General features: G+C 67.0%; 20 protein-coding genes. 4 read left to right on the forward strand and 16 right to left on the reverse strand.

The features are described 5' to 3' along the window. Positions 1-4: 4 nt before the first annotated feature. From H1R19_RS18345 to H1R19_RS18375, 7 genes are all read right to left on the reverse strand, one after another. On the reverse strand, positions 5-1,831 hold the full coding sequence (locus H1R19_RS18345) for an ABC transporter substrate-binding protein/permease (RefSeq protein ID WP_219849761.1): 1,827 nt from the start codon (positions 1,829-1,831) through the stop codon (positions 5-7). A 139-nt stretch (positions 1,832-1,970) separates the two neighbouring features. Then, positions 1,971-2,312: a hypothetical protein gene (locus H1R19_RS18350; RefSeq protein WP_219849762.1), complete on the reverse strand. Its 342-nt coding sequence runs from the start codon at positions 2,310-2,312 to the stop codon at positions 1,971-1,973. Positions 2,313-2,782: 470 nt separating this feature from the next. After that, positions 2,783-3,598, reverse strand: coding sequence for a hypothetical protein (locus H1R19_RS18355; RefSeq protein ID WP_219849763.1), 816 nt, complete (start codon positions 3,596-3,598; stop codon positions 2,783-2,785). Positions 3,599-3,622: 24 nt separating this feature from the next. Beyond that, entirely contained in the window at positions 3,623-4,882 is a 1,260-nt protein-coding gene (locus tag H1R19_RS18360) for a hypothetical protein (protein ID WP_219849764.1), read from the reverse strand. A gap of 65 nt (positions 4,883-4,947) precedes the next feature. Further along, positions 4,948-5,238, reverse strand: a complete 291-nt coding sequence (locus H1R19_RS18365) for a type VII secretion target (protein WP_188328801.1) — start codon at positions 5,236-5,238, stop codon at positions 4,948-4,950. A 123-nt stretch (positions 5,239-5,361) separates the two neighbouring features. Continuing rightward, positions 5,362-5,631, reverse strand: a complete 270-nt coding sequence (locus tag H1R19_RS18370; RefSeq protein WP_058252418.1) for a DUF2277 domain-containing protein — start codon at positions 5,629-5,631, stop codon at positions 5,362-5,364. A gap of 59 nt (positions 5,632-5,690) precedes the next feature. Next, positions 5,691-6,659, reverse strand: a complete 969-nt coding sequence (locus tag H1R19_RS18375) for an NADPH:quinone oxidoreductase family protein (protein WP_219849765.1) — start codon at positions 6,657-6,659, stop codon at positions 5,691-5,693. Positions 6,660-6,709: 50 nt separating this feature from the next. Between H1R19_RS18375 and H1R19_RS18380 the strand changes: the two genes are divergently transcribed. After that, on the forward strand, positions 6,710-7,408 hold the full coding sequence (locus tag H1R19_RS18380; protein WP_188328804.1) for a class I SAM-dependent methyltransferase: 699 nt from the start codon (positions 6,710-6,712) through the stop codon (positions 7,406-7,408). Positions 7,409-7,429: 21 nt separating this feature from the next. On the opposite strand, the gene H1R19_RS18385 is transcribed toward H1R19_RS18380, so the two are convergent. Genes H1R19_RS18385 through H1R19_RS18395 form a run of 3 tightly spaced genes read right to left on the reverse strand, consistent with a single transcriptional unit; the run spans position 7,430 to position 10,514 of the window. Next, positions 7,430-8,188 (reverse strand): SDR family NAD(P)-dependent oxidoreductase, encoded by a 759-nt coding sequence (locus tag H1R19_RS18385; RefSeq protein ID WP_219849766.1) that lies wholly within the window; start codon positions 8,186-8,188, stop codon positions 7,430-7,432. Then, positions 8,185-9,138, reverse strand: a complete 954-nt coding sequence (locus tag H1R19_RS18390; RefSeq protein WP_219849767.1) for an alpha/beta hydrolase — start codon at positions 9,136-9,138, stop codon at positions 8,185-8,187. Before H1R19_RS18390 ends, H1R19_RS18385 begins: the two co-directional genes overlap by 4 nt. After that, positions 9,135-10,514 (reverse strand): flavin-containing monooxygenase, encoded by a 1,380-nt coding sequence (locus tag H1R19_RS18395; RefSeq protein WP_219851771.1) that lies wholly within the window; start codon positions 10,512-10,514, stop codon positions 9,135-9,137. Before H1R19_RS18395 ends, H1R19_RS18390 begins: the two co-directional genes overlap by 4 nt. 202 nt (positions 10,515-10,716) lie before the next feature. Between H1R19_RS18395 and H1R19_RS18400 the strand changes: the two genes are divergently transcribed. Together H1R19_RS18400 and H1R19_RS18405 are read left to right on the forward strand one after the other, a co-directional pair. Beyond that, positions 10,717-11,337: a TetR/AcrR family transcriptional regulator gene (locus tag H1R19_RS18400; RefSeq protein WP_188328807.1), complete on the forward strand. Its 621-nt coding sequence runs from the start codon at positions 10,717-10,719 to the stop codon at positions 11,335-11,337. A 119-nt stretch (positions 11,338-11,456) separates the two neighbouring features. Beyond that, positions 11,457-12,314: an LLM class F420-dependent oxidoreductase gene (locus H1R19_RS18405; RefSeq protein WP_219851773.1), complete on the forward strand. Its 858-nt coding sequence runs from the start codon at positions 11,457-11,459 to the stop codon at positions 12,312-12,314. Positions 12,315-12,438: 124 nt separating this feature from the next. On the opposite strand, the gene H1R19_RS18410 is transcribed toward H1R19_RS18405, so the two are convergent. Genes H1R19_RS18410 through H1R19_RS18425 form a run of 4 tightly spaced genes read right to left on the reverse strand, consistent with a single transcriptional unit; the run spans position 12,439 to position 17,173 of the window. Beyond that, on the reverse strand, positions 12,439-13,494 hold the full coding sequence (locus tag H1R19_RS18410; RefSeq protein WP_188328808.1) for a prenyltransferase: 1,056 nt from the start codon (positions 13,492-13,494) through the stop codon (positions 12,439-12,441). Positions 13,495-13,504: 10 nt separating this feature from the next. Beyond that, positions 13,505-14,233, reverse strand: a complete 729-nt coding sequence (locus tag H1R19_RS18415; protein WP_219849768.1) for a class I SAM-dependent methyltransferase — start codon at positions 14,231-14,233, stop codon at positions 13,505-13,507. Then, the gene (locus H1R19_RS18420; protein WP_188328810.1) at positions 14,220-15,494 is read right to left on the reverse strand and encodes a glycosyltransferase family 4 protein; all 1,275 of its coding nucleotides are present in this window, start codon (positions 15,492-15,494) and stop codon (positions 14,220-14,222) included. The genes H1R19_RS18415 and H1R19_RS18420 overlap by 14 nt, the downstream gene beginning before the upstream one ends. Positions 15,495-15,496: 2 nt before the next feature. After that, positions 15,497-17,173: an FAD-dependent oxidoreductase gene (locus H1R19_RS18425; protein ID WP_188328811.1), complete on the reverse strand. Its 1,677-nt coding sequence runs from the start codon at positions 17,171-17,173 to the stop codon at positions 15,497-15,499. 100 nt (positions 17,174-17,273) lie between these two features. Here H1R19_RS18425 and H1R19_RS18430 point away from each other — a divergent pair, with 100 nt between their 5' ends. After that, positions 17,274-18,101: an acyl-[acyl-carrier-protein] thioesterase gene (locus H1R19_RS18430; RefSeq protein ID WP_188328812.1), complete on the forward strand. Its 828-nt coding sequence runs from the start codon at positions 17,274-17,276 to the stop codon at positions 18,099-18,101. A 15-nt stretch (positions 18,102-18,116) separates the two neighbouring features. Here the strand turns inward: H1R19_RS18430 and H1R19_RS18435 are convergent, their stop codons facing one another. Together H1R19_RS18435 and H1R19_RS18440 are read right to left on the reverse strand one after the other, a co-directional pair. Then, complete coding sequence (locus H1R19_RS18435; protein ID WP_188328813.1) at positions 18,117-18,668, reverse strand: DUF3558 domain-containing protein; 552 nt, start codon at positions 18,666-18,668, stop codon at positions 18,117-18,119. Beyond that, positions 18,665-19,552 carry a DUF3558 family protein gene (locus H1R19_RS18440; protein WP_188328814.1) on the reverse strand — a complete coding sequence of 296 codons (888 nt, stop codon included), beginning with the start codon at positions 19,550-19,552 and terminating at the stop codon, positions 18,665-18,667. The genes H1R19_RS18435 and H1R19_RS18440 overlap by 4 nt, the downstream gene beginning before the upstream one ends. Positions 19,553-19,578 lie beyond the last annotated feature (26 nt).

Consider the following 19,578-nt stretch of genomic DNA (forward strand, 5'->3'; position numbering starts at 1 on the left):
GTGCCTATCCCTTCTCGACGATGGTGACGGGCAACGGATCATCGTGGATGTCGGCCGGGCGCCCGGTGCGGAGCCGGGTGTCGATGTAGTTCACCAGGTGGGTCAGCGGAACCGTGAGGATCAGGTACATGATGCCCGCGGCGACCAGCGGCGACAGGTTGCCGGTCTGCGCATTGAGGTCCCGGCCCACCGCGAACAGTTCGCGCTGGCTGGCCAGCAACCCCAGGAAGTAGACGAGCGAGCTGTCCTTGATCAGGCTGATGAACTGATTCATCAGGGCGGGCAACACGCGTCGTACACCCTGCGGTACCACCACCAGTCGCATCGACTGCCGGTAGCTGAACCCGATCGCCCGGGACGCCTCGAGCTGGCCGTCGTCGACGCTCTGGATACCAGATCGGAAGATCTCGCCGATGTAGGCCGCGGCGAGCAACGCCAGCGCGACGGCGCCGAGCCAGTACGGGTTGTTGCCGGTGATCCCCTTGACCACCGGTCCGACGCCCAGGCCGACGATCAGGATGACGACCACCGCAGGCAGACCCCGGAAGATGTCGGTGTAGACCCGGGCGGGCCAGCGCAGCCAGCGCGACCGGGAGATGCCACACAGGGCCAGGATCATGCCCAGGATGGTGCCGAGCACACCGGACACCACCGACAGGATGAGCGTGTTGACCAGGCCGGTCTTGATCAGCTCGGGGAACGACTCCTTGTAGAGCTCCCAGTTGAAGAAGGTGTTGCCGAGCTGCTCGAACGTGCCCTTCGGCTTGGTTGATTCGGCGGGGCCGGCTTTTGCGGCGTTCTCGGCGGCGATCGCGGCGATGTCGGGGAGTTCGGGTACTGGCGCCGCCTTGCTGCCGGGCTTCCACCCTTCGGGCAGTTCCCGCGGCACCCAGTCCTCGTACAGCTGTGCGTACGTGCCGTCCTCGATGATGGCGTCGAGGCCGGAGTTCAGTGCCTCGACGAGCTTCGGCTTGTTCTTGCCGACCGCCCAGGCGACGAAGTTGTTGACGCTGAAGGTGTTCTCGACGATCGCGGTGCCGTCGCCCTCACGGACCGCGCCCTCGGCCTGCTGCGACGGCGCGACCCACGCGTCGACCTGACCACTCTTGAGGTTGGCGTACGCCGTCGCGTAGTCGGGGAACTTCACCGGGTCGAGTCCAAGGGTGTTGACGACGTAGTCGTCCTGGACCGTGCCCTGTACGACGGCGATGCGCGTCGAATCCGACAGGTCGCCGAAGCCCTTGATCGGTCCACCGGTCGGCGCCACGAGCGAGAAGTAGCCGAAGTCGTAGCCGTTGGTGAAGTCGACGGTCTTGCGGCGGTCGTCGGTGGTGGTGATCGACGACGACCCGACGTCGAAGCGGTTGTTGGCGACCTGCGAGAGCAGGCCGGCGAACTCGGTGCCGTTGAACTCCACCTGCAGGCCGAGCTTCGCGGCGATGGCCTTGAGGAGCTCGTTGTCGAAGCCGGTGAAGTCTCCGGCGCCGTTCACGCAGATGCTGGGTCCGGCGTCGGAGAGGGTGCCGACCGACAGTGTGCCCGGTTTCAGCAGCTCGAGTGCACTGACGTCGATCTCGTCGACCGGCGTGGTGCCGGGGGTGGTGTATTTGTCCTCGCCGCCTTGCTCGGCGGCGGCCAGGTTCAGCGGGGCCGCCGATGCCGAGGCCAGTCCGGCGGGTGCACAGCTGTCGGCGGGAGCCGCCGCAGCGCGGGGAGCCGGTCCGCCGATGATGGTCAGCAGGCCGACGATGGCGGCCGTCAGCGCGAGGGCGAGCACGCGAACCGCGCGTGGCGCCGCCCGGTGGGCGCGATGAGATCGGTGGTTGGACACCGCATCGACAGTATCGGGACGCACACGGCGGGTCCCAAATTTTCGCTCACCGGTGAGCGTAACCCCGCTGAGCTGGGGTTATCATCCCGCGCCGCGTGGGCGCCGGCACGGATCAGCAGTAGGTATCGCTGAGCGATACCTACTGCTGAAGGCGTTCGACGGCGCGGCCGTTGCCGAGTTCCGCGCGCGACTCGGGACGGTCGAGGTAGTAACGGAGGAAGTCCAGGAGGGCTTCCGGTCCGGTCGGGAACAGGTCCACGACGCTGACGATCGGAGCCTCGGGCGACGGTGCGAACGGGCCCCGATAGAACACCTCGACGGCCACCTTCGCCCCGTCACGTGGTTCGACGAGGATCGCCATGGAGTTACCCGACGCGCTCGGTTCGATCGCCTCTACATCGGCCCAGGCGATCTCGTCGCGGACCTTGAACGTCTGGACTGTTAACGTGTCCGGGGTACAGGCGATCTCGGGAAACCGCAACACCCGCAAGCGAAGCAGCCGAGAGCGGCGGCCGCGAACAGCGCGAGTCCAGCTGCAACGTAAGGGAAAACAATGAGCTGACCGTCTGACATCGGAAAGGTCATTCGATCTGTCCAAAAGCCCACTGCGAACACTGTGGCACTCACCAGCGTATTCGCGAGAAACAGGATATAGCCCGCTCGAAATGCGGGCGACGACCGAATCACGGCGCCTCCGGACCGGTGCATCGTGACTTTCGGCGGCGCCCCTGATCGGGTCCGGCGAATCGCGGTGATCACCACCCGGGTGGCCTCGAGTAGGCACGCCACGGCTGCCGGCAGATAGAACATCGCGTACAGAAGTCGAGAGTCCTGGAGGGCCACCAAGCCGTGGTATCCCCAGAACAGGCCGAATGCACCGAAAGCTGCGGCGCTGAGTCCCGCGAAACGAGTGAGCCTGAACAACCTGTCCCATGGGTGGTTCATCGACACCTATTGCCGCAGTCGTTCGGCGGCGCGGCCGTTGCCGAGTTCCGCGCGCGACTCGGGACGGTCGAGGTAGTAACGGAGGAAGTCCAGGAGCGCTTCGGGTCCGGTCGGGAACAGGTCCACGTTGCACACGATCGGGTCCTCGGGGGACGACGCCAACGGGCCCCGATAGAACACCTCGACGGCCACCTTCGCCCCGTCGCGTGGTTCGACGAGGATGGCCATGGAGTTACCCGAGACGGTCGGCTCCACCGAGACGATGTCGTCCCACGCGATCTCGTCGCGAACCCTCGACGTCTGCACGGCCAGCGTTGTCGGGGTGCAGAGGATCTCCGGGAAGCGCAGACGTCCCGATACGCGGAAGAGTAACGCCCCGGCCGCGTAGAGGGCGAGCGCGGCCGCGACGTACGGGAAGAGCGCGAACTGTCCCCCGGTCATCGGAAAGGTCAGCCGGTCGGTCCACACGCCGAAGGCGAACACGGCACTGCTGACCAGTGTCAGCACGAAAACCGCGAGGTACCCGGCACGGTAGGTGACTGGCAGCATGATCGAGACGCCCCCCGGCCCAATCGGATCGATCCTCGTCGGCAGACCCGATCGTCGACGCCACACCACGATCGCCAGGGTGCTGACGGCGAGGATCAGGCATCCCGACCCGGCCGGCAGGTAGAACGCCGCTGCGAGGTAGCGCGTGTCCACCAGCGCGGCGATCCCGTGAAATCCCCAGAACAGACCGAAGAACAGCAGAAAGAGCGTCGCGATCCCGATCAGCGGGGTCTTGCGTCGCAACCCTTCCCACCCCTCGTCGGCCGCTGTCATCGGCACACCGCCGCGCCCAGCTCATTACCCAGGTAGCCGAACAGCCACGAACCGCCGGCGCTCAAGACCCGTTGCGGCGGCGACGTTCAGGCCCGGCACCGGGATCGCCGCGCCGGCCGCGCCACCACCGGCACCGCCGAGCACGCTGCCCAGTCCGGCCACCGCGGCCTGGCATCGGGCATCACCGCCGTCCGCGGCGACGACATCGTAGAGCGCTACGCCCGCGGCAAGGGCGAGACCGCCGTACTTGGTTCCGTACCGGACATCATCGAGGGTGCTGTTGGTCAGCGTCGGAACGGACTTCTGCAGCATGTTGCCCGACTGCGCCTCGACGCCGGCGATCAGGCCTCCGGCACTCGTCAACACCGGATGTGTGAAGAACGGGCTGTCGGGAGGAATCTCGACGGGCGCCTTGCCCTGCGGGTACACGGTGGCGCGACGGTAGCCGTCGGCGCCGGTGACCACCTCGAGCCGAGTCTGGTCCGCGTAGGTGATCGAGGTGACCTTGTTACCCAAGTCGAGTTCATAGGCCCTGGTCGTCGAGACGAGCTTGCCCGTGGGGTCGAAGACCTCCTCGACCATCATCTCCCGCTCGTAGTAGGAACCCGCGTACGTACTCGACTCGGTGATGACCTTCTTGCTGCCGTCCTGCATGAGCAGGTTGACGGTCGGTTCGCCCTTGGCGTTCACCCCTTCGGCTCTCGACGCCACAGTCACCGCCGCGTCCGCCTCCGAGATCGACCGCTGATGGAGGAGTCCCAGAGGAGTGGAGGGGTCCGGCACATCGTCCTTGGGTGGGCCGAGTCCGGCCAGGAGCTGCGGAGCACCGAGAACCGGAGGCACATAGCCCGCGGCTTCCGCGGCCGCGGTGACGGTTCTCGCGACCGAGTCGTCGGCGGCTCCCATCGCGGTGACAAACGGATTCAGTTCGACCTGCAGCTCGTCACGGCGGCGAATCAGCTCGTCGGCCTCTTCCTGTGTCATCTCCACCGGCTTGATGGTGATGGCCCAGCTGTCATGCACGAGGAAGCTCTCGGACTCGATCGCCCCGACCTTGCCCATGAGGTTCGACTTGGCCGTGGTGAGCGTCCAATACCCCTGTGTCAGAGTCGAAGACATCCCCTCGGCGAGGTCACCGATGACCACGGCGTTGTCCTTGGCCCTACCGAACGCCTCGTTCGCGGCAGTATGCCCGAGCCCGTCCCAGGCCTTGAGTGCCGGGAGTTGCTCGCAGCGTCGTGCGACACCGACGCCCGCAGTCTCGATCGCAGGCCCACTCTTCACAAAAACACCTGCCAGTGCCAGGATCGGGTCGAACTTCCAATCCTCCAACCGTGACCTCGATGGAATCACTTCGCGAAGGCCTTCTCGATGCCGTCGGCGAGTTCTCGGTCGGAGACCTCGTACGTCTCAGCAGCACCTCGAGCAGCTGCCGCTAATGCGCGAAACCCTTCCGAAAGGTTCTTGGCCAGGTCTCCAGCGAAAGTGTCCGCCGCCTGCGCGGCCCACGCGCTCGTCGAACCCGACATACCGGCGAAGGCCTCGACCACCTTGCCCGCCAACGAATTCTCGGTGATCACCGATGCCGTCGCATCGGTCTCACCCGCCAGCGCCTGCAGAATTTCCGGACCGACCTGCATTCTTGTTCCCCCATCCCCGCCTGACCACCCGGGATCGTAACAAGCGTTCGGTGGGGAACGGGCAGTTCCATCCACAGTCAGCAGTAGGTATCGCTGATCGATACCTACTGCTGAAGGTTGCGACTATCCCCGCGCGGCGATCCGCGCCTGCACCTCGGGGCGTCGAAGCGGCGGGACCGTCTTCGGGGGCTGGCGACGCTCCGGCAGGACGTCGAGGAGGGTGCGCGTGGCAGCGGTGACGGCGACGACCGCCGCCTCGAAGGCCTCGGCGTTGGCCGGCGACGGATGCCGCACACCGCTCACCTTGCGCACGTACTGCCTCGCCGCCGCCTCGATCTCGTCTTCGGTGGCCGGTGGTTCGAGCCCGCGGAGTTCGGTGATGTTGCGGCACATGGCAGGTCCCTTCGGTGCAGGCGCTTCTGGAGGGTCGTCGCCGGCCGGGCCCCGGGGCCTCAGCTGCCGATCTGGACGACCGCTTTCCCCAGAATCCGCCCTTCGGCCAGATCGGTCAACGCCTCGGGCAGCTGATCCAGCGTGTACGTCACGTTGACCTGCGGCGACAGGCCGTCGGCGATCATCTGCGACAGCTCCTCGTGCAGCTTGGCCGGCAGGTCCGGGTGGGTGCGCACGTACTCGCCCCAGGCCGCGCCGACGACGGCGATGTTGCGGAACAACACGCGATTGAGCTTGACCGAGGGGATGCCGCCCGCGGCGAAACCGACGACGACGTACCGGCCGTCGGGTGCGACCTGTCGCAGCGCCTCATCGAAGACGTCCCCGCCGGACGGGTCGATCATCACATCGACGCCCTTGGGGACGATCTCCTTGAGCTTGGTGCCCCAGCCCTCTTCGAGCTGCACGATCTCGTCGGCGCCCGCGCTGCGCAGCAGCTCCTCGGCACCCTTGCGGTGCACGATGGCGATGACCTTCGCGCCGAGCGCCTTGGCGACCATGATCGACGCGGTGCCGACACCGCCGGCCGCGCCGAGGACACCGACGACCTCACCCTTCTGGGTGTGCGCGCGGGTCTTCAGCGCGAACAGCGCGGTCTGGTAGTTGATGCCCATCGCCGAGCCCTGCTCGAAGGTGAGCCCGTCGGGCAGCGGCAGCAGCTGCTCCGGCGCGGCGACGACCTGCTCGGCGAAGCCCCCGACGATCGACGCGACGAGGACCTTGTCCCCGACCTTCACCGACGAACCCTCCGGCGCCGAGCGCACCACGCCGGCGACCTCGGTACCCGGGGTGAACGGGGTGGGCACACGCAGCTGGTACTTGCCCTGGCTCATCAGCACGTCGGGGAAGCACACGCCGCAGGACTTGACGTCGACGACGACCTGGCCGTCTGCTGGGGTCGGGTCCGGGACGTCTGTCAGTTCGAGTCCGGACGGGCCTGTCTCTGCGTTGAGTACCTGAGCTTTCATGTGGCTCACCCTACGCGGCAGCGGTCACAGACCCGATAGGATCTGGTGCCATGTCACAACCCGCGGCACCGTCGCCGAATGCACCGTCCCCCGAACGCCTCCGAGTCGCCGACGAGACCCCTGGTTTCATGCCGCTCGACGAGGCACAGACCCTCTTCGAGATCGCCGGAGAGTTTCTGTCACAACCTGATTCGACGAAGGTCGGCATCGAGATCGGCACGTATTGCGGAAAGTCCACGGTCTTCCTCGGTGCCGCGGGCGAGGCCCACGACGCCGTCATCGTGACCGTCGACCATCATCGCGGTTCCGAGGAGCACCAGCCCGGCTGGGAGTACCACGACACCTCACTCGTCGACCCGCACACCGGCACGCTCGACACCTCGGCACGCTTCCGTCGCACCATGTTCGACGCCGGGCTGGAGAAGACCGTGGTCGGCGTGCTCGCGCCGTCGACCGTCGCGTCGAAGATGTGGGGCAAGCCCGCCGATTTCGTGTTCATCGACGGCGGCCACAGCATGGAGGCCGCACAGAACGACCTCGACGGGTGGGCGCCGTGGGTGCGCATCGGTGGCGCCCTGCTGATCCACGACGTCTTCCCCGATCCCGCCGACGGCGGACGCCCGCCCTACGAGATCTATTGCCAGGCCCTGGAAACCGGCCAGTTCACCGAGGTCCGGGCCGAGGGTTCACTGCGTGTGCTGCGCCGTGACTCGGGCGAGGTCGGCGCACCGCTGACACCGAAGGTCTGACGCGGCCCGGTGCGGGTGGCTTCAGCCCTGATCGGCGAGCGCCCGCACCTTGCCCAGCACGTCGGGATACCGCTTGAGGTGGGCACCGCCGTTGACGTCGAAGGCCGCGCCGGTGATCCATCGCGCCTTGTCGGACGCCAGAAAGGCGATGGTGTCGGCGATTTCGGCCGGTTCGCCACTGCGGCCCAGTGGCGTGTTGTCGATGTACTCCTCGGTGAGACCCGGCACGAATCCGATGCCCTCGGTCAGCGGCGTCGACACCAGACCCGGCGATACGGCGTTGACCCGTATCCCCCGTTCCGCCAACTCCAGGGCCGCAACCTCGACGAGCATCAGCACCCCCGCCTTCGAGGCACAGTACGAACCCATCCCGGCGCCCGGCTGCCGACCGTTGAGCGAGGCGATGCAGGTGATCGAGCCACCGTCGGCGATCCGACGGCCGGCGTGTTTGATCACCAGGAACGTGCCCGTGAGGCACACGTCGACCGTGTGACGCCAGGCGCTCAGCTCGAGTTCGGTCAGCGCACCAGGGTCCGACAGGCCCGCGCAGTTCACCACGGTGTCGAACTCGCCGACCGCGTCGAACGCCTCGGCCACCGACTCCTCGTCGGTGACGTCGAGGCGCAGTGCCCGAACGGTGTCGGCGCGTTCGGCCGCGACCTTCTCGGCACGTTCGGCATCCACATCGGCGACGATGACCTGCACGCCCTCGGCCGCCAGCGCGTCGACCGTCGCAAGCCCGATTCCCGACGCTCCTCCGATGACGATCGCGCGGTTCATCGGGCACCCGCATCGGCAGGCTCGGAGGTCTTCGCCAGATGCCGTGTCAGGAACGCGATCTGATGGCTCACGCTCGGCTCGAACCAGTCGTTGCCCTCGAAGATGTCGAAATGGTCGCAGGGGTAGTGCCGCACCTCGGCGTGCGCCTTGAACGCCGTCTTCGCCGCGGCGTGCGGGGGTGCGGCCGAATCATGGTCGGCGATCTGGAAGAGCACCGGCGCTGCGACGCGCCCGGCGTACTTGTCGGCGCGAAAGGCCCCCACCTCCAGACCGACCGACGCATCCACCTCGTTTCGCCACGACGGCCCGGCGATGGCCAGGTAGCTCTCCTTGAAACCGGGAGCCGTCAGCGCGGCACCGTGGTCACCGGGATCGCCGACGACGCGCATCATCTTCGGCGCGCGGCCCAGGCGCGACGCCAGCGAACTCGCCACGGCCGTGGCGGTCGACTTGGCGATGGCCAGCCCACCGGCCTGGCGGTATGCGACGCGACCCGCCGCGAGACCGTTGACCAGCGGGATCGCGGCGATCACCGCGGCCACATCGGTGCGATCGGCGGCGACCGCCAGCGCATGACCGCCGGACTGGGAGACGCCCCAGAGGATCACCCGTTGCGGATCGACGCCCGGCTGCTCCTTGGCCGCCACGATCGCCGCCCGATAGTCGTCGGCCTGCCGTTCCATCGAGACCTGCTGTCGCGGTTGCCCTCCGGACAACCCGAAGCCGCGATAGTCGAACGCGAACACCGCGAGACCGGCTTCGGAGAGCCGCCGGGCATACGGTTCCAGTCCGGCGTCCTTGGTCCCGGCGAAGCCGTGCGCCATCACCACGACCGGCCGCGTGCCGTCGACCTCGAACGGCGAGGTCTCGGCTCCGGCGAAGAACCAGGCGTCGCAGTCGGTACCCGACGACGAGAAGCGCACGGTCACTGCCCCATTCGGTGTGGTCATGCCGTCACCCCCGACGCGGTGGCGACCGGCGCGGCCACCCCGGCCCACGCGGGCGGACCCTGCTCTTCGGCTCGCCGCCGGCCTTCGGGGATCTCCTTGGTGCGCATGTTGTGTTCGTACAGGTAATAGTCGAGTTGCTGTGTGTGCCTTGGCCGGTCGAGCATGTGACCGGTGTAGTACTGCATGTCGGCGACGATCGTCTCCCGCATCTCGTGCACCGGAGGCAGCCGATAGTTGCCGGTCGCGTAGGCGCCGATCAGTCGCGCCTGACACTCCACGAAGGGAAAGAGGGTCGGCACGGCCTGCGCGAAACCGGCGAAGACGAGGTCGTCGATGCCGGGGTAGAACATGCGCTTGTACAGATCGATGCGGTTGTCCGGGGCGCTGATGACCTCGGGATCGAAGAACGGGAACGTGATGTTGTAACCCGTTGCGTAGATGATGATGTCGAAGTCGTCGGAGGTGCCGTCGTCGAAGTGGACAGTGGAACCGTCGAGCCGACTCACGTTCGGCTTGGGAATGACATCGCCGGAGCCGAGTCGCAGGGGAAGTTCGACGGACTGCGTCGGATGCGCCTCGAAGAACTTGTGATTCGGCGTCGGCAGTCCGTAATCCTCGGGTCGCCCGGCGGTGAGTGGCTGCATGACCTGAACGAATTTCCGCTGCCAGGACGTCGGTAGGTACGGGGTGGTCCGATAGAACTTGTCGGCGGGCTGGCCACCGAAGTACTTGGGCACGATCCACGCGCCGGACCGCGTCGACAGGGTGAGCGTGTTCTCCATCGCCTTCGAGGAGAGTTCGACGGCGATGTCGGCGGCGCTGTTCCCGAGTCCGACGACCAGGATGCGTTTGCCCATGAAGTCGTGTGGCGTCCGCGGATCGATGTAGTGATGAGCGTGCATCTCGATTCCGTCGAACTCGCCGGGGAAGTCGGGGTACCGGGGGTCCCAGTGATGCCCGTTGGCCACGACGAGCAGGTCGAACCGGCGACGCTCACCGCGCTGGGTTTCCAGTTCCCACCCTCCGCCGTCGAGCCGGTGGGCGTGTTCGACGCCGTTGGTGAACTCGATCGAGGAGTTCAGATCGAAGGCCTCCGCATAGGAGTCGAGGTAGGTCTTGATCTGGGTGTGGTGCGGGAAGTCCGGGTAGTCGTCGGGCATCGGGAAGTCCCGGAACGACAACTGATGCTTCGAGGTGTCGATGTGCAGCGACCGGTAGGCGCTGCTGTGGCCGTTCGGATTGCCGAAGGCCCAGTTGCCCCCGACGCGGTCCGAACTCTCGAAACAGGTGTACGGGACACCGTAGTCGGTGAGCATCTTGCCCGCGGTGAGGCCGCTGATGCCGGCGCCGATGATCGCGGTGGTCGGTGAGGACACGGTGGTTGACATAGGCGCAGGGCCCCCTCGCTGTGAGCGCACGGGTGCGGTCACGTCAGGTGTAGACACATTCGAATTTCTGTCTACACGATCGGGGTACCCGTGTACACAGATTCCGTGAACTGTCTACGCGGTTGTTAGTGTGCGGAGGGTGGACATGCGGCCGTCCACGTGGATTCGACGGACGATGCGGGAGACGACGGTGACCGAGGCAACGACCACTGCGGTCCACGAACGCCTACTCGACGCCTCGGAGAAGTTGCTGGCGGAGAAGGGAATTCGCGCGACCACGATGCAGCAGGTCGCCGAGACCGCCGGGGTGTCCCGCGCGTGGCTGTATCGGCACTTTCCGGACAAACCGTCCATCATCGGGGCCACCATCGTCCGGCTCAGCGAGTCCTTCTGGCGGGACGCGCGCGCCGAACTCGACGCGATCGACGACTTCGCGGGACAACTCACCGCCGGCGTGCGCATCGGCCGCGGGGCCTACGACGATCCCGGAACCCTGCTGCTGCGCCTCCGCACCGAGGAACCGACCGAGTTCGCCGAATGCGCGGGCGTCGGCGTGGTGAAACTGATCCCCGATCTCGCCGACTTCTGGTTCCCCTACGTCGAGGCGGCCGCCGCACGTGGCGAGATCCATCCCGGCCACGACCTCCCCGAGGTCGCCGAATGGGTTGCGCGCGTGTTGATCAGCCTCGGAACCTCCCCCGGCGAAACCATCGACATCGACGACGCCGCCCAGGTCCGGCACCACATGGACGTCTTCGTCGTCCCGGGTCTGAACACCGACCCCCGGACGTCCACGGACCCGACTGGCTGAGCGCAGCCGGCAAACCCTGGTGCCGGTGACCCCCATCACCTAGACTGGTGTCCAGTCAACCGTCCGGCAACGTGTTTCGTGGTCCGCCGGACGGTCACACCACGCAGTCGGAGGGCCTCATGGAGTTCGGGATCGTGCAGTTCACCAGCGACCGGGGGCTGCGGCCCCACGTGCTGGCGCCGCTGATCGAGGATGCGGGATTCGCGTCGTACTACGTGCCCGAACACGGACACATCCCGACACGACGCGACGCCGCCCATCCCCGCACGGGGGACGAGACACTGCCCGACGACCGTTACATGCGCACACTCGACCCGTGGACCTCGCTGGCTGCGGCGGCCGCGGTCACCGAACGCATCCGGCTCGCCACCGCGGTGGCACTTCCCGTCCAGTCCGATCCGATCACCCTCGCCAAGACGATCGCGACACTCGATCACATCTCGGGCGGCCGGGTGACGCTGGGCGTCGGCTTCGGCTGGAACCTCGACGAGCTGGCCGATCACAACGTCCCGCCCAAGCGCCGCCGGACGATGCTGCGGGAGTACCTCGAGGCGATGCACGCTCTGTGGACGCAGGAAGAGGCCGAATTCGACGGCGAGTTCGTGAAGTTCGGCCCGAGTTGGGCATGGCCCAAGTCGACTCAGGCCCACATCCCGGTCCAGGTGGGCGCCGCGGGCAACGAGAAGAACTTCAAGTGGATCGCCCGCAGCGCCGACGGGTGGATCACCACGCCGGGAGAGGAGGACATCGAGGGCTCGGTGGCACTCCTCAAGCAGATCTGGGCCGACGCGGGGCGCGACGGCGACCCCGAAATCGTGGTGCTCGACTTCAAACCCGTGCCCGAGAAGCTCGAGAAGTGGCGCGACATCGGCGTCACCACAGTGCTGTACGGCCTCCCCGACGACTCCGTGGAGCGCGCGAGCGGCTACCTCGCGAAGCTGGCCGGCAAGCTGGGAATAGCGCCCGCGGTGGTGTAATCGCGCGGAGCGGCACTCGGATCGACGTCGCACGCGACATCGGTCCGAGTGTCCGACCTCGATCGAGGTCGGTTTTCCGGAACGTTGTCGCGTGCGACTTCGTTTCGACCGGGACTCGCGCGGATCAGGGCGTCGGCGCGGCGAGCGTCTGACGTACGTCCCGGAAGATGCCGTTCGCCACGCTCGTCCGGCTGACAGCGTCGGCTGCCAGCACCACCGCTGCCGAAGTCCAGCAACTCTTCTCCACCGGCCAGCGTTTGCCGTCGGCGAAAACCAGTCCGGTCCAGTAGGACCCGTCGGGATCGCGCAGATGCTGGATCGAGGCGATGAGCTCGATGGCGTCGGCGGTGTCGCCCAGAGCATCGAGAGCCAGTGCCAGTTCGCATGTTTCGGCGCCGGTCACCCACGGACGATGGTCGACGCACCGCACACCTTTGCCGGGTACGACGAATTCGTCCCAGCGCCGGGCGATCAGTTCCTGACCGTCCTGCCCGCGAACGGCGCCACCGAGGATCGGGTAGTACCAGTCCATGGAGTGCTCGGACGGCGGCGTGAAGATCTCCCAGTCGTCTCGCACGATGTCGGTGCGGATGGCGTCACCGAGCCTGGTGTGCGCGATGATCCAGTCCTCGTCGGGCTGGTCCATCTCGCCGGCGATCCGGATCGCGCAGTCCAGCGCCTGAAAGATGCTGGCATTACCTGTGATCAGGGCCTCGCCGAACATCGCGCCGGTCCGGTGATCACCGCCCCAGCGGAACGCGCCGTCGTCGCGTTGGAACCGCAGCACGCAGTCGATGGCCGACCAGACCACCGGCCACATCTTCTGCAAGAAGGCATCGTCGCCGGTGATGAGGTAGTGGTGCCACACCCCGACCGCGATGTAGGCGACGAAGTTGCTGTCGGTGCCGGCGTCCTCGACGGTGCCGCACACCGTGCGGATCGGCCAGGAGCCGTCGTCGCGCTGCTTGCGTCGGGACCATTCGTAGGCGGCTTCGGCCTCGGCATGAAAACCGGTGACCGACAACGCCATCGCGGATTCGATGTGGTCCCAGGGATCGGTCTTGCCGCCGGGGAACCAGGGCAGTGCACCCGACTCCTCCTGCATGCCGACGATCGCGGCGCCGGTGGCGCGCATCTGCTCGGCCGTGACCACACCCGGGACCGCCGGAGCGCCCGTCATGAGGCCACCGTCATGAAGTCGTGACGGTCTCGGGCTTGCGCAGGTACAGGGCCACCGACTTGCCGATGACCGGATTGAGCACCTGCTCACCGACGCGGGTCAGCCACGGCTTGCTCATCATGTCCCAGACCAGCAGCTTGTGGTAGCCCTTCACCAGGACGTTGTCGTTGTTCTCCACGCCGACAGCACATTTGAGCCACCAGTACGGCGCATGCAGGGCGTGGGCGTGATCGGTCCCGGTGACCTCCAGCCCGGCCCGGGTCAACTTGCCGGCGAGCTCGGAGGCCTTGTAGATGCGCACATGCCCACCCTCGACCTCGTGGTACTCGTCCGACAGCGCCCAGCAGACCTTCTCCGGCCAGTATCGCGGCACGGTCACCGCGGCGACACCGCCCGGCTTGAGAATGCGCGCCATCTCGGTGATCGCGCCCTCGTCGCTCGGGATGTGCTCGAGGATCTCGCTCATGAGGACGACGTCGAAGCTGTTGTCCGCGTAGGGAAGACGAAGCGCATCGCCGACCTCGGCGCGCGCCTTGGCCGATGCGGGGACCTCCCCCTCGGCCATCATCGCGTCGAACATCTCGCCGACGTCGGCCATGTCGCTCTCGGACATGTCGAAGGCGATGACCTCCGCACCACGACGGAACATCTCGAACGAATGCCTACCCTGCCCGGCCCCGATGTCGATCGCCTTGGTGCCCGGTCCGACGCCAAGTCGGTCGAAATCAACTGTCAGCACTCGATGTCCCTTCTGTTGCCCGCCGGGACGCGGCGAGCACGGTTTCGTAGTGGGCGGCCGTCTTCGCGGCAACCGCTGCCCAGCTGTAGTTCTCCTCGGCCCGACGACGCCCGCCCGCGCCGAGTCGTGCGCGCAGGTCCGCATCGTCGAGCAGCCTGCCGATCGCCTGGGCGAGCCGGCCGGAATCCCTCGGCGGCACCAGCACTGCGGCTTCCTCGTCGGTGCCGACCACCTCGGGGATCGCCCCGGCGCGCGTGGCCACCAGCGGGGTACCGCAGCTCATCGCCTCGACCGCGGGCAACGAGAATCCCTCGTACAGCGACGGGACACAGGCCACCTCGGCCGAGGCCAGGAGGTCGGCGATCTCGGAGTCCTCGAGTCCCGAGACCACCGACACGCGGTCGGAGATCGCGAGATCCTCGATCATCCTGGCGGAGGGACCGTTCGGATCCAACTTGGACACCAGTACCAGTTCGACGTTCCGTTCGGCGGACAGCTTGGCAACCGCCTCCAGCAGGTACGACACCCCTTTGAGAGGCGCGTCGGCGCTGGCGACACAGACGATGCGCCCCGGCACACGATCGACGCCCGGGGTGAAGATCTCGGTGTCGACGCCCAGCGGGATCGTGGTGATGCGGCCCGACGGGATGTCGAAGGCCTTGCGGATGTCGACCTCACTGCTGCGCGAGACGGTGAGCAGCTCCGGAATCCGGCGCGACACGCGTCCCTGCATGCGCAGGAACGAATGCCACCGCCACGCGGTGATCTTGCGCCATCCCTTGGCCGCGCGGACCGCGAGGGTGCGGTCGCGGGTGATGGGATGGTGGATGGTCGCGATCAGCGGGAAACCCGCCTTCTGGATGTCGAGCAATCCGTAACCGAGACACTGGTTGTCGTGGACGATGTCGAAGTCGTCGCGACGCTCCTTGAGCAGCCGCGCCACTCGCAGGCTGAACGTGAGCGGCTCACCGAAGCTGGCCGTCCACATCGACCCCACCTCGAGCAGGTCGATCCAGTCGCGGTACTCGCCCGGGCGAGGGGTCCGGAACGGGTCCGGCTCGTCGTAGAGTCCCAGGCTCGGGACCTTGGTGACGGTGACGCCCGCGTCGATCGTGACCTGATCCAACTCCGGGTACGGCTGACCTGAGAAGATCTCGACGCTGTGCCCGAGGAGGGCCAGCTCGCGGGAGAGATGACGGACGTAGACGCCTTGTCCTCCGCAATGAGGCTTGCTGCGGTAGGACAGCAGCGCAATGCGCACGGTTACTTCGCCCCGGCGGCGGCGGCCGCCTCGAAGTCAGAGACACTGGCGAACTTCGTACGCACTCGGCCGGCGGCCTTGCCGGCGGCCTTCTCGGCGGCGTCGATGGCCTTCCATCCGACCAGGTCGATCCGATTGGCGCCGCGGTCGGTGACGAGCGCGGCGACGTCGTCGCGCGAAGTGGACGGATCGTCGAAGGCGGCGGCCACGAAGTCGGCGATGACGGCGTGTGCGGTCTCCTGACCGCAGATGCGGTTCATGCCGATCCCGCCGGTCGCGCCACGCTTGATCCACCCGGTGACGTACAGCCCGGGCATCACCTGGCCGTCGGCGGCGGTCTGCACGCGTCCCCCGGTGTTCGGGACGACACCGTGACCCTCATCGAACGGGAGATCGGTGACGGGTACCCCGCGGTACCCGATGGCGCGGAGGACCAGACCGGTCTCGATGTCGATCCGTTGGTCGGTGGGGGTCACCGCGACTCTGTCGGCCGCGACGGCATAGGCATTGCGCACGCACGTAAGACTAGTGACTTCGGCGTCACCGGCAATTTCTACCGGCGAGGTCAGGAACTGGAACACGATGCGCTTGTTGCCCGGGGTCTGCGGCCGCTCGGAGAACTCCCGGGCCAGGCGGATCTTGGTGGCGATCGTCGAGTCGAGGGTGTCGTCGGACAGCGCCGCCTCGGTCGCGGGGTCGAGGGCCAGGTCGTCGGGTTTGATCACCACGTCGACGCCCTCGACATCTCCCAGCGCCAGGAACTCGCTGTTGGTGTAGGCGGCTTGGGCGACGCCTCGACGCCCCAGCAGGACGACCTCGGAGATGTTTGACTCACGCAACGCCGCCAGGGCGTGGTCGGCGATGTCGGTCTTGGCGAGCTCGTCGGGGTCGGTCACGAGGATGCGGGCCACATCGAGGGCGACGTTGCCGTTGCCGACCACCACCGCGCGCTCCGACGAGAGGTCGACGTCGAGGTCGGCGAAGTCGGGGTGCCCGTTGTACCAGGCGACGAACTGGGTCGCGGCGACCGAGTTGCGCAGGTCCTCGCCGTCGATGCCGAGTCGCTTGTCGGTTGAGGCGCCCACCGCGTAGATGACCGCGTGGTAGCGCGCGACGAGCTCGTCGTGGCTGATGTGCTTGCCGACCTCGACGTTGAGGTAGTAGTCGAAGTTCTTCTTGGCCGCGATCGAGGCGAAGGTCTTCTCGACGCCCTTCGTCGCGCTGTGGTCAGGGGCCACGCCGGCGCGGACCAATCCATACGGGGTGGGCAGCCGCTCGAACATGTCGACCTTGATGGCGGGCTTGCGCACCAGTTCCTCGGCGGCGTAGAAGGCGGCCGGGCCGGCGCCGACGATCGCGACGTGGAGTTCCTTGTCGGGCAGGGGCGGCGACTTACGCGGCGGGACGAGACCGCCCTCGACGTCGTGGTCCTTGTAGTAGTCCGCATTGATCTGCAGGTACGGTTCGTCGCGTTCGGTCAGCTGGTCATCCGGGAGGATCGCCTCCACCGGGCACTCGTCGATGCAGGCACCGCAGTCGATGCAGGTCTCGGGATCGATGTAGAGGGCCTCCGCCGTGAGGAACTCCGGCTCGTCGGGCGTCGGGTGGATGCAGTTCACCGGACACACGCTCACGCAACTTGCATCGTTGCAACATGGGCGGGTAATCACATGCGCCATCTGCTGTTTCCTCGTGATCCAACACGTAGAACGTGTTCTAGTTTAGCGGTTGACTGTATCTTAACTGCAAAGATACCTGCGACCTATCGAAGGGACTCGAGTGAGCCAGGTTACGCCAGGAGTGTCCGCCGGACCGCTACCCGATCGCAAACCCGGATCGCAGTTCTACGAGGTCGGTTACCGGGTCCGCACGGGCGATGTGGACCAGGACATGCGCGTCCGGCTCGACGCCGTCGCCCGGTACCTCCAGGACGTCGCCAACGACAACATCGAGGCCACGGACTTCGGTCACACCGACCCGTTCTGGATCGTCCGCCGCACGATCATCGACGTCATCGTGCCCTTCACCTGGCCCGCAGCGGTCACCGCGCAGCGCTGGTGCGGTGCGCTGTCGACCCGCTGGACCAACATGCGGGTCCGCCTCATCGCCGAACACGAGACCAACCGGTTCAATCCCGACCCCCGTCCGACGGGACTCATCGAGACCGAGGCCTTCTGGATCAACGTCAACGAGCAGGGCGTGCCCTCGCGGCTGTCCGACGAGGCGTTCTCGATGTTGTCGTCGATGACCGACGAACATCGCCTGCGCTGGCGGTCGATGAACCCGGAGAAGGCACCCGCGCCGGAGGAGATCAACTCCCCCGACCGCGAGCATGTCCTGCGCATCACCGACTTCGACCCGTTCAAACACCTCAACAACGCCGCCTACCTGGAGGCGGTCGAGGACGAACTCGTCGAACATCCCGACCTCACCGACGGCCCCCACCGGGTGGTCATCGAATATCTGAGGCCGATCGTGCCGGGCACGCGGCTGATCGTGCGCCGTGTCCGCAGCGACGACCAGCTGACCGTGTGGCTGCTGATGCCAGGTTCCGGCGACGAGCTCGTCGTCGCGGCGACCGTGGTGATCGGCCCGATCCCCGGGTGAGGGTCACGGGTGGGGTCACTGACCGCCCTGCAGTAACAGTTCCATCAGTTTGATCGGCGCCGCGCACGGATCGCCCTGCGGCGCACTGCGCGGTTCGACGAACCATGTGAAGATGCCGCGGCTGGGCGCACGAGCTGTCACGCCGCATACCCCGGGCCGGTCCGGACTGCGCTGGGTGAACGCCGACTGGCTGGCGACCTTGATGTTCTCGGTCTGGAAACCGAGCTTCTTGGCGGTCTCCTTCTCGGTGTTGACGTTGCCCCACTCGAACCAGTTGAAGGTCACGCTGACCACGTCGGCGGCCCCGGAGACCAGCCACCGGCAGATGGCACCGCTGAAGGAACGTTCGGCGAACCCGCCGCCGGCCACCACGTCGGCGATCATGGCGTCGGGCAGCACATCGCATTCGAGGAGCAGCTTGTCGAACTGGTCGGTGTCGATGTCGCTGCTGCCGGACTGACCGGCCCCACCCAGCGGCACCGGCTCACCGTCGACGGTGCGGGCGCACCCGGCCAGGATCGTGGCACCGAGGAGCATCGCCACCAGCACCGCCATGGCCCGCCTCACGATGCACGCTCTATCGATAGTGTCGCCAACTCGCGTGCGGCGTCGCAGATCTCCTCGATCGGCCGCGGGGCGGCGGCGTCGCCGCGGATGGACCATTCGAAGAAGTCGGCGCCGAATCCGATCCCCACCTCGCAGATCTGGCCAGACTGGGTGAATCCGATGAAGCCCTGATGGCCGTCGATCTCGAGTTTGTTGGTCGCGTCGCGCGACAGCTTCACGTTGGCCTCTTCACGGCCGATCGGCGAACCGCGGTACCAGTTGAAGGACGCGACCGCCCCGGTGCGCGAACCGGTGGTGTCCCACTCGCAGACCGAGGTGTTGTTCACTGTCTCGGTCAGTCCGCCGAAGCCGGTGATGCGGGTGACGTCGTCGAGTGACACCCCGCCACACTTGCCGAAGAACGGACCGGACCCCGCCTGGGCCGGGGCCTCCGGGGTGTTGGGTCGGTTCGGATCCGACGGCGGATCGTCGGACGAACAGGCACCGATGAGCAGTACGACGACGGCCGTCAACGCGACGAGGAGGCTCCCGTCGCGCAGCCGATCCAATTGGCGTCGTTCACGTTTCGTGGGGCGGCCCGCGCCGCGGTCGCGTCGTGGTTGGCTCGCCAGGATCTCCCTGGGCGGAGGCGGCGGCGACCGGTCGATGAAGCACTCGGCGGCCAGCGGGGCCGACACCCGCTTGTTGATCGTCCTGGTGACCTCGACGACTCGTTCGTGCCCGGCGAGACGGATGCGGATCTCGTCGCCCGGTACGACGTTGAGCGCAGGCTTGGCGGTGACCCCGTTGACGCGGACGTGCCCACCGCGGCAGGCCGCTGCGGCGGCGGAGCGGGTCTTGGTCAGACGGATCGCCCAGATGTAGGCGTCGACGCGCGTGGCCATGCTCAGACGTCCCGCCGATCAGCCGG

Source organism: Gordonia jinghuaiqii (assembly GCF_014041935.1).
GTDB classification, from domain to species: Bacteria; Actinomycetota; Actinomycetes; order Mycobacteriales; family Mycobacteriaceae; genus Gordonia; species Gordonia jinghuaiqii.

Excerpts from the sequence above, each read along its gene's own strand:
- H1R19_RS18355 (WP_219849763.1), bottom strand. The coding sequence starts at position 3,598 with ATGACAGCGGCCGACGAGGGGTGGGAAGGGTTGCGACGCAAGACCCCG.
- H1R19_RS18365 (WP_188328801.1), bottom strand. The coding sequence starts at position 5,238 with ATGCAGGTCGGTCCGGAAATTCTGCAGGCGCTGGCGGGTGAGACCGAT.
- H1R19_RS18370 (WP_058252418.1), bottom strand. The coding sequence starts at position 5,631 with ATGTGCCGCAACATCACCGAACTCCGCGGGCTCGAACCACCGGCCACC.
- H1R19_RS18375 (WP_219849765.1), bottom strand. The coding sequence starts at position 6,659 with ATGAAAGCTCAGGTACTCAACGCAGAGACAGGCCCGTCCGGACTCGAA.
- H1R19_RS18380 (WP_188328804.1), top strand. The coding sequence starts at position 6,710 with ATGTCACAACCCGCGGCACCGTCGCCGAATGCACCGTCCCCCGAACGC.
- H1R19_RS18385 (WP_219849766.1), bottom strand. The coding sequence starts at position 8,188 with ATGAACCGCGCGATCGTCATCGGAGGAGCGTCGGGAATCGGGCTTGCG.
- H1R19_RS18390 (WP_219849767.1), bottom strand. The coding sequence starts at position 9,138 with ATGACCACACCGAATGGGGCAGTGACCGTGCGCTTCTCGTCGTCGGGT.
- H1R19_RS18405 (WP_219851773.1), top strand. The coding sequence starts at position 11,457 with ATGGAGTTCGGGATCGTGCAGTTCACCAGCGACCGGGGGCTGCGGCCC.
- H1R19_RS18410 (WP_188328808.1), bottom strand. The coding sequence starts at position 13,494 with ATGACGGGCGCTCCGGCGGTCCCGGGTGTGGTCACGGCCGAGCAGATG.
- H1R19_RS18425 (WP_188328811.1), bottom strand. The coding sequence starts at position 17,173 with ATGGCGCATGTGATTACCCGCCCATGTTGCAACGATGCAAGTTGCGTG.
- H1R19_RS18440 (WP_188328814.1), bottom strand. The coding sequence starts at position 19,552 with ATGGCCACGCGCGTCGACGCCTACATCTGGGCGATCCGTCTGACCAAG.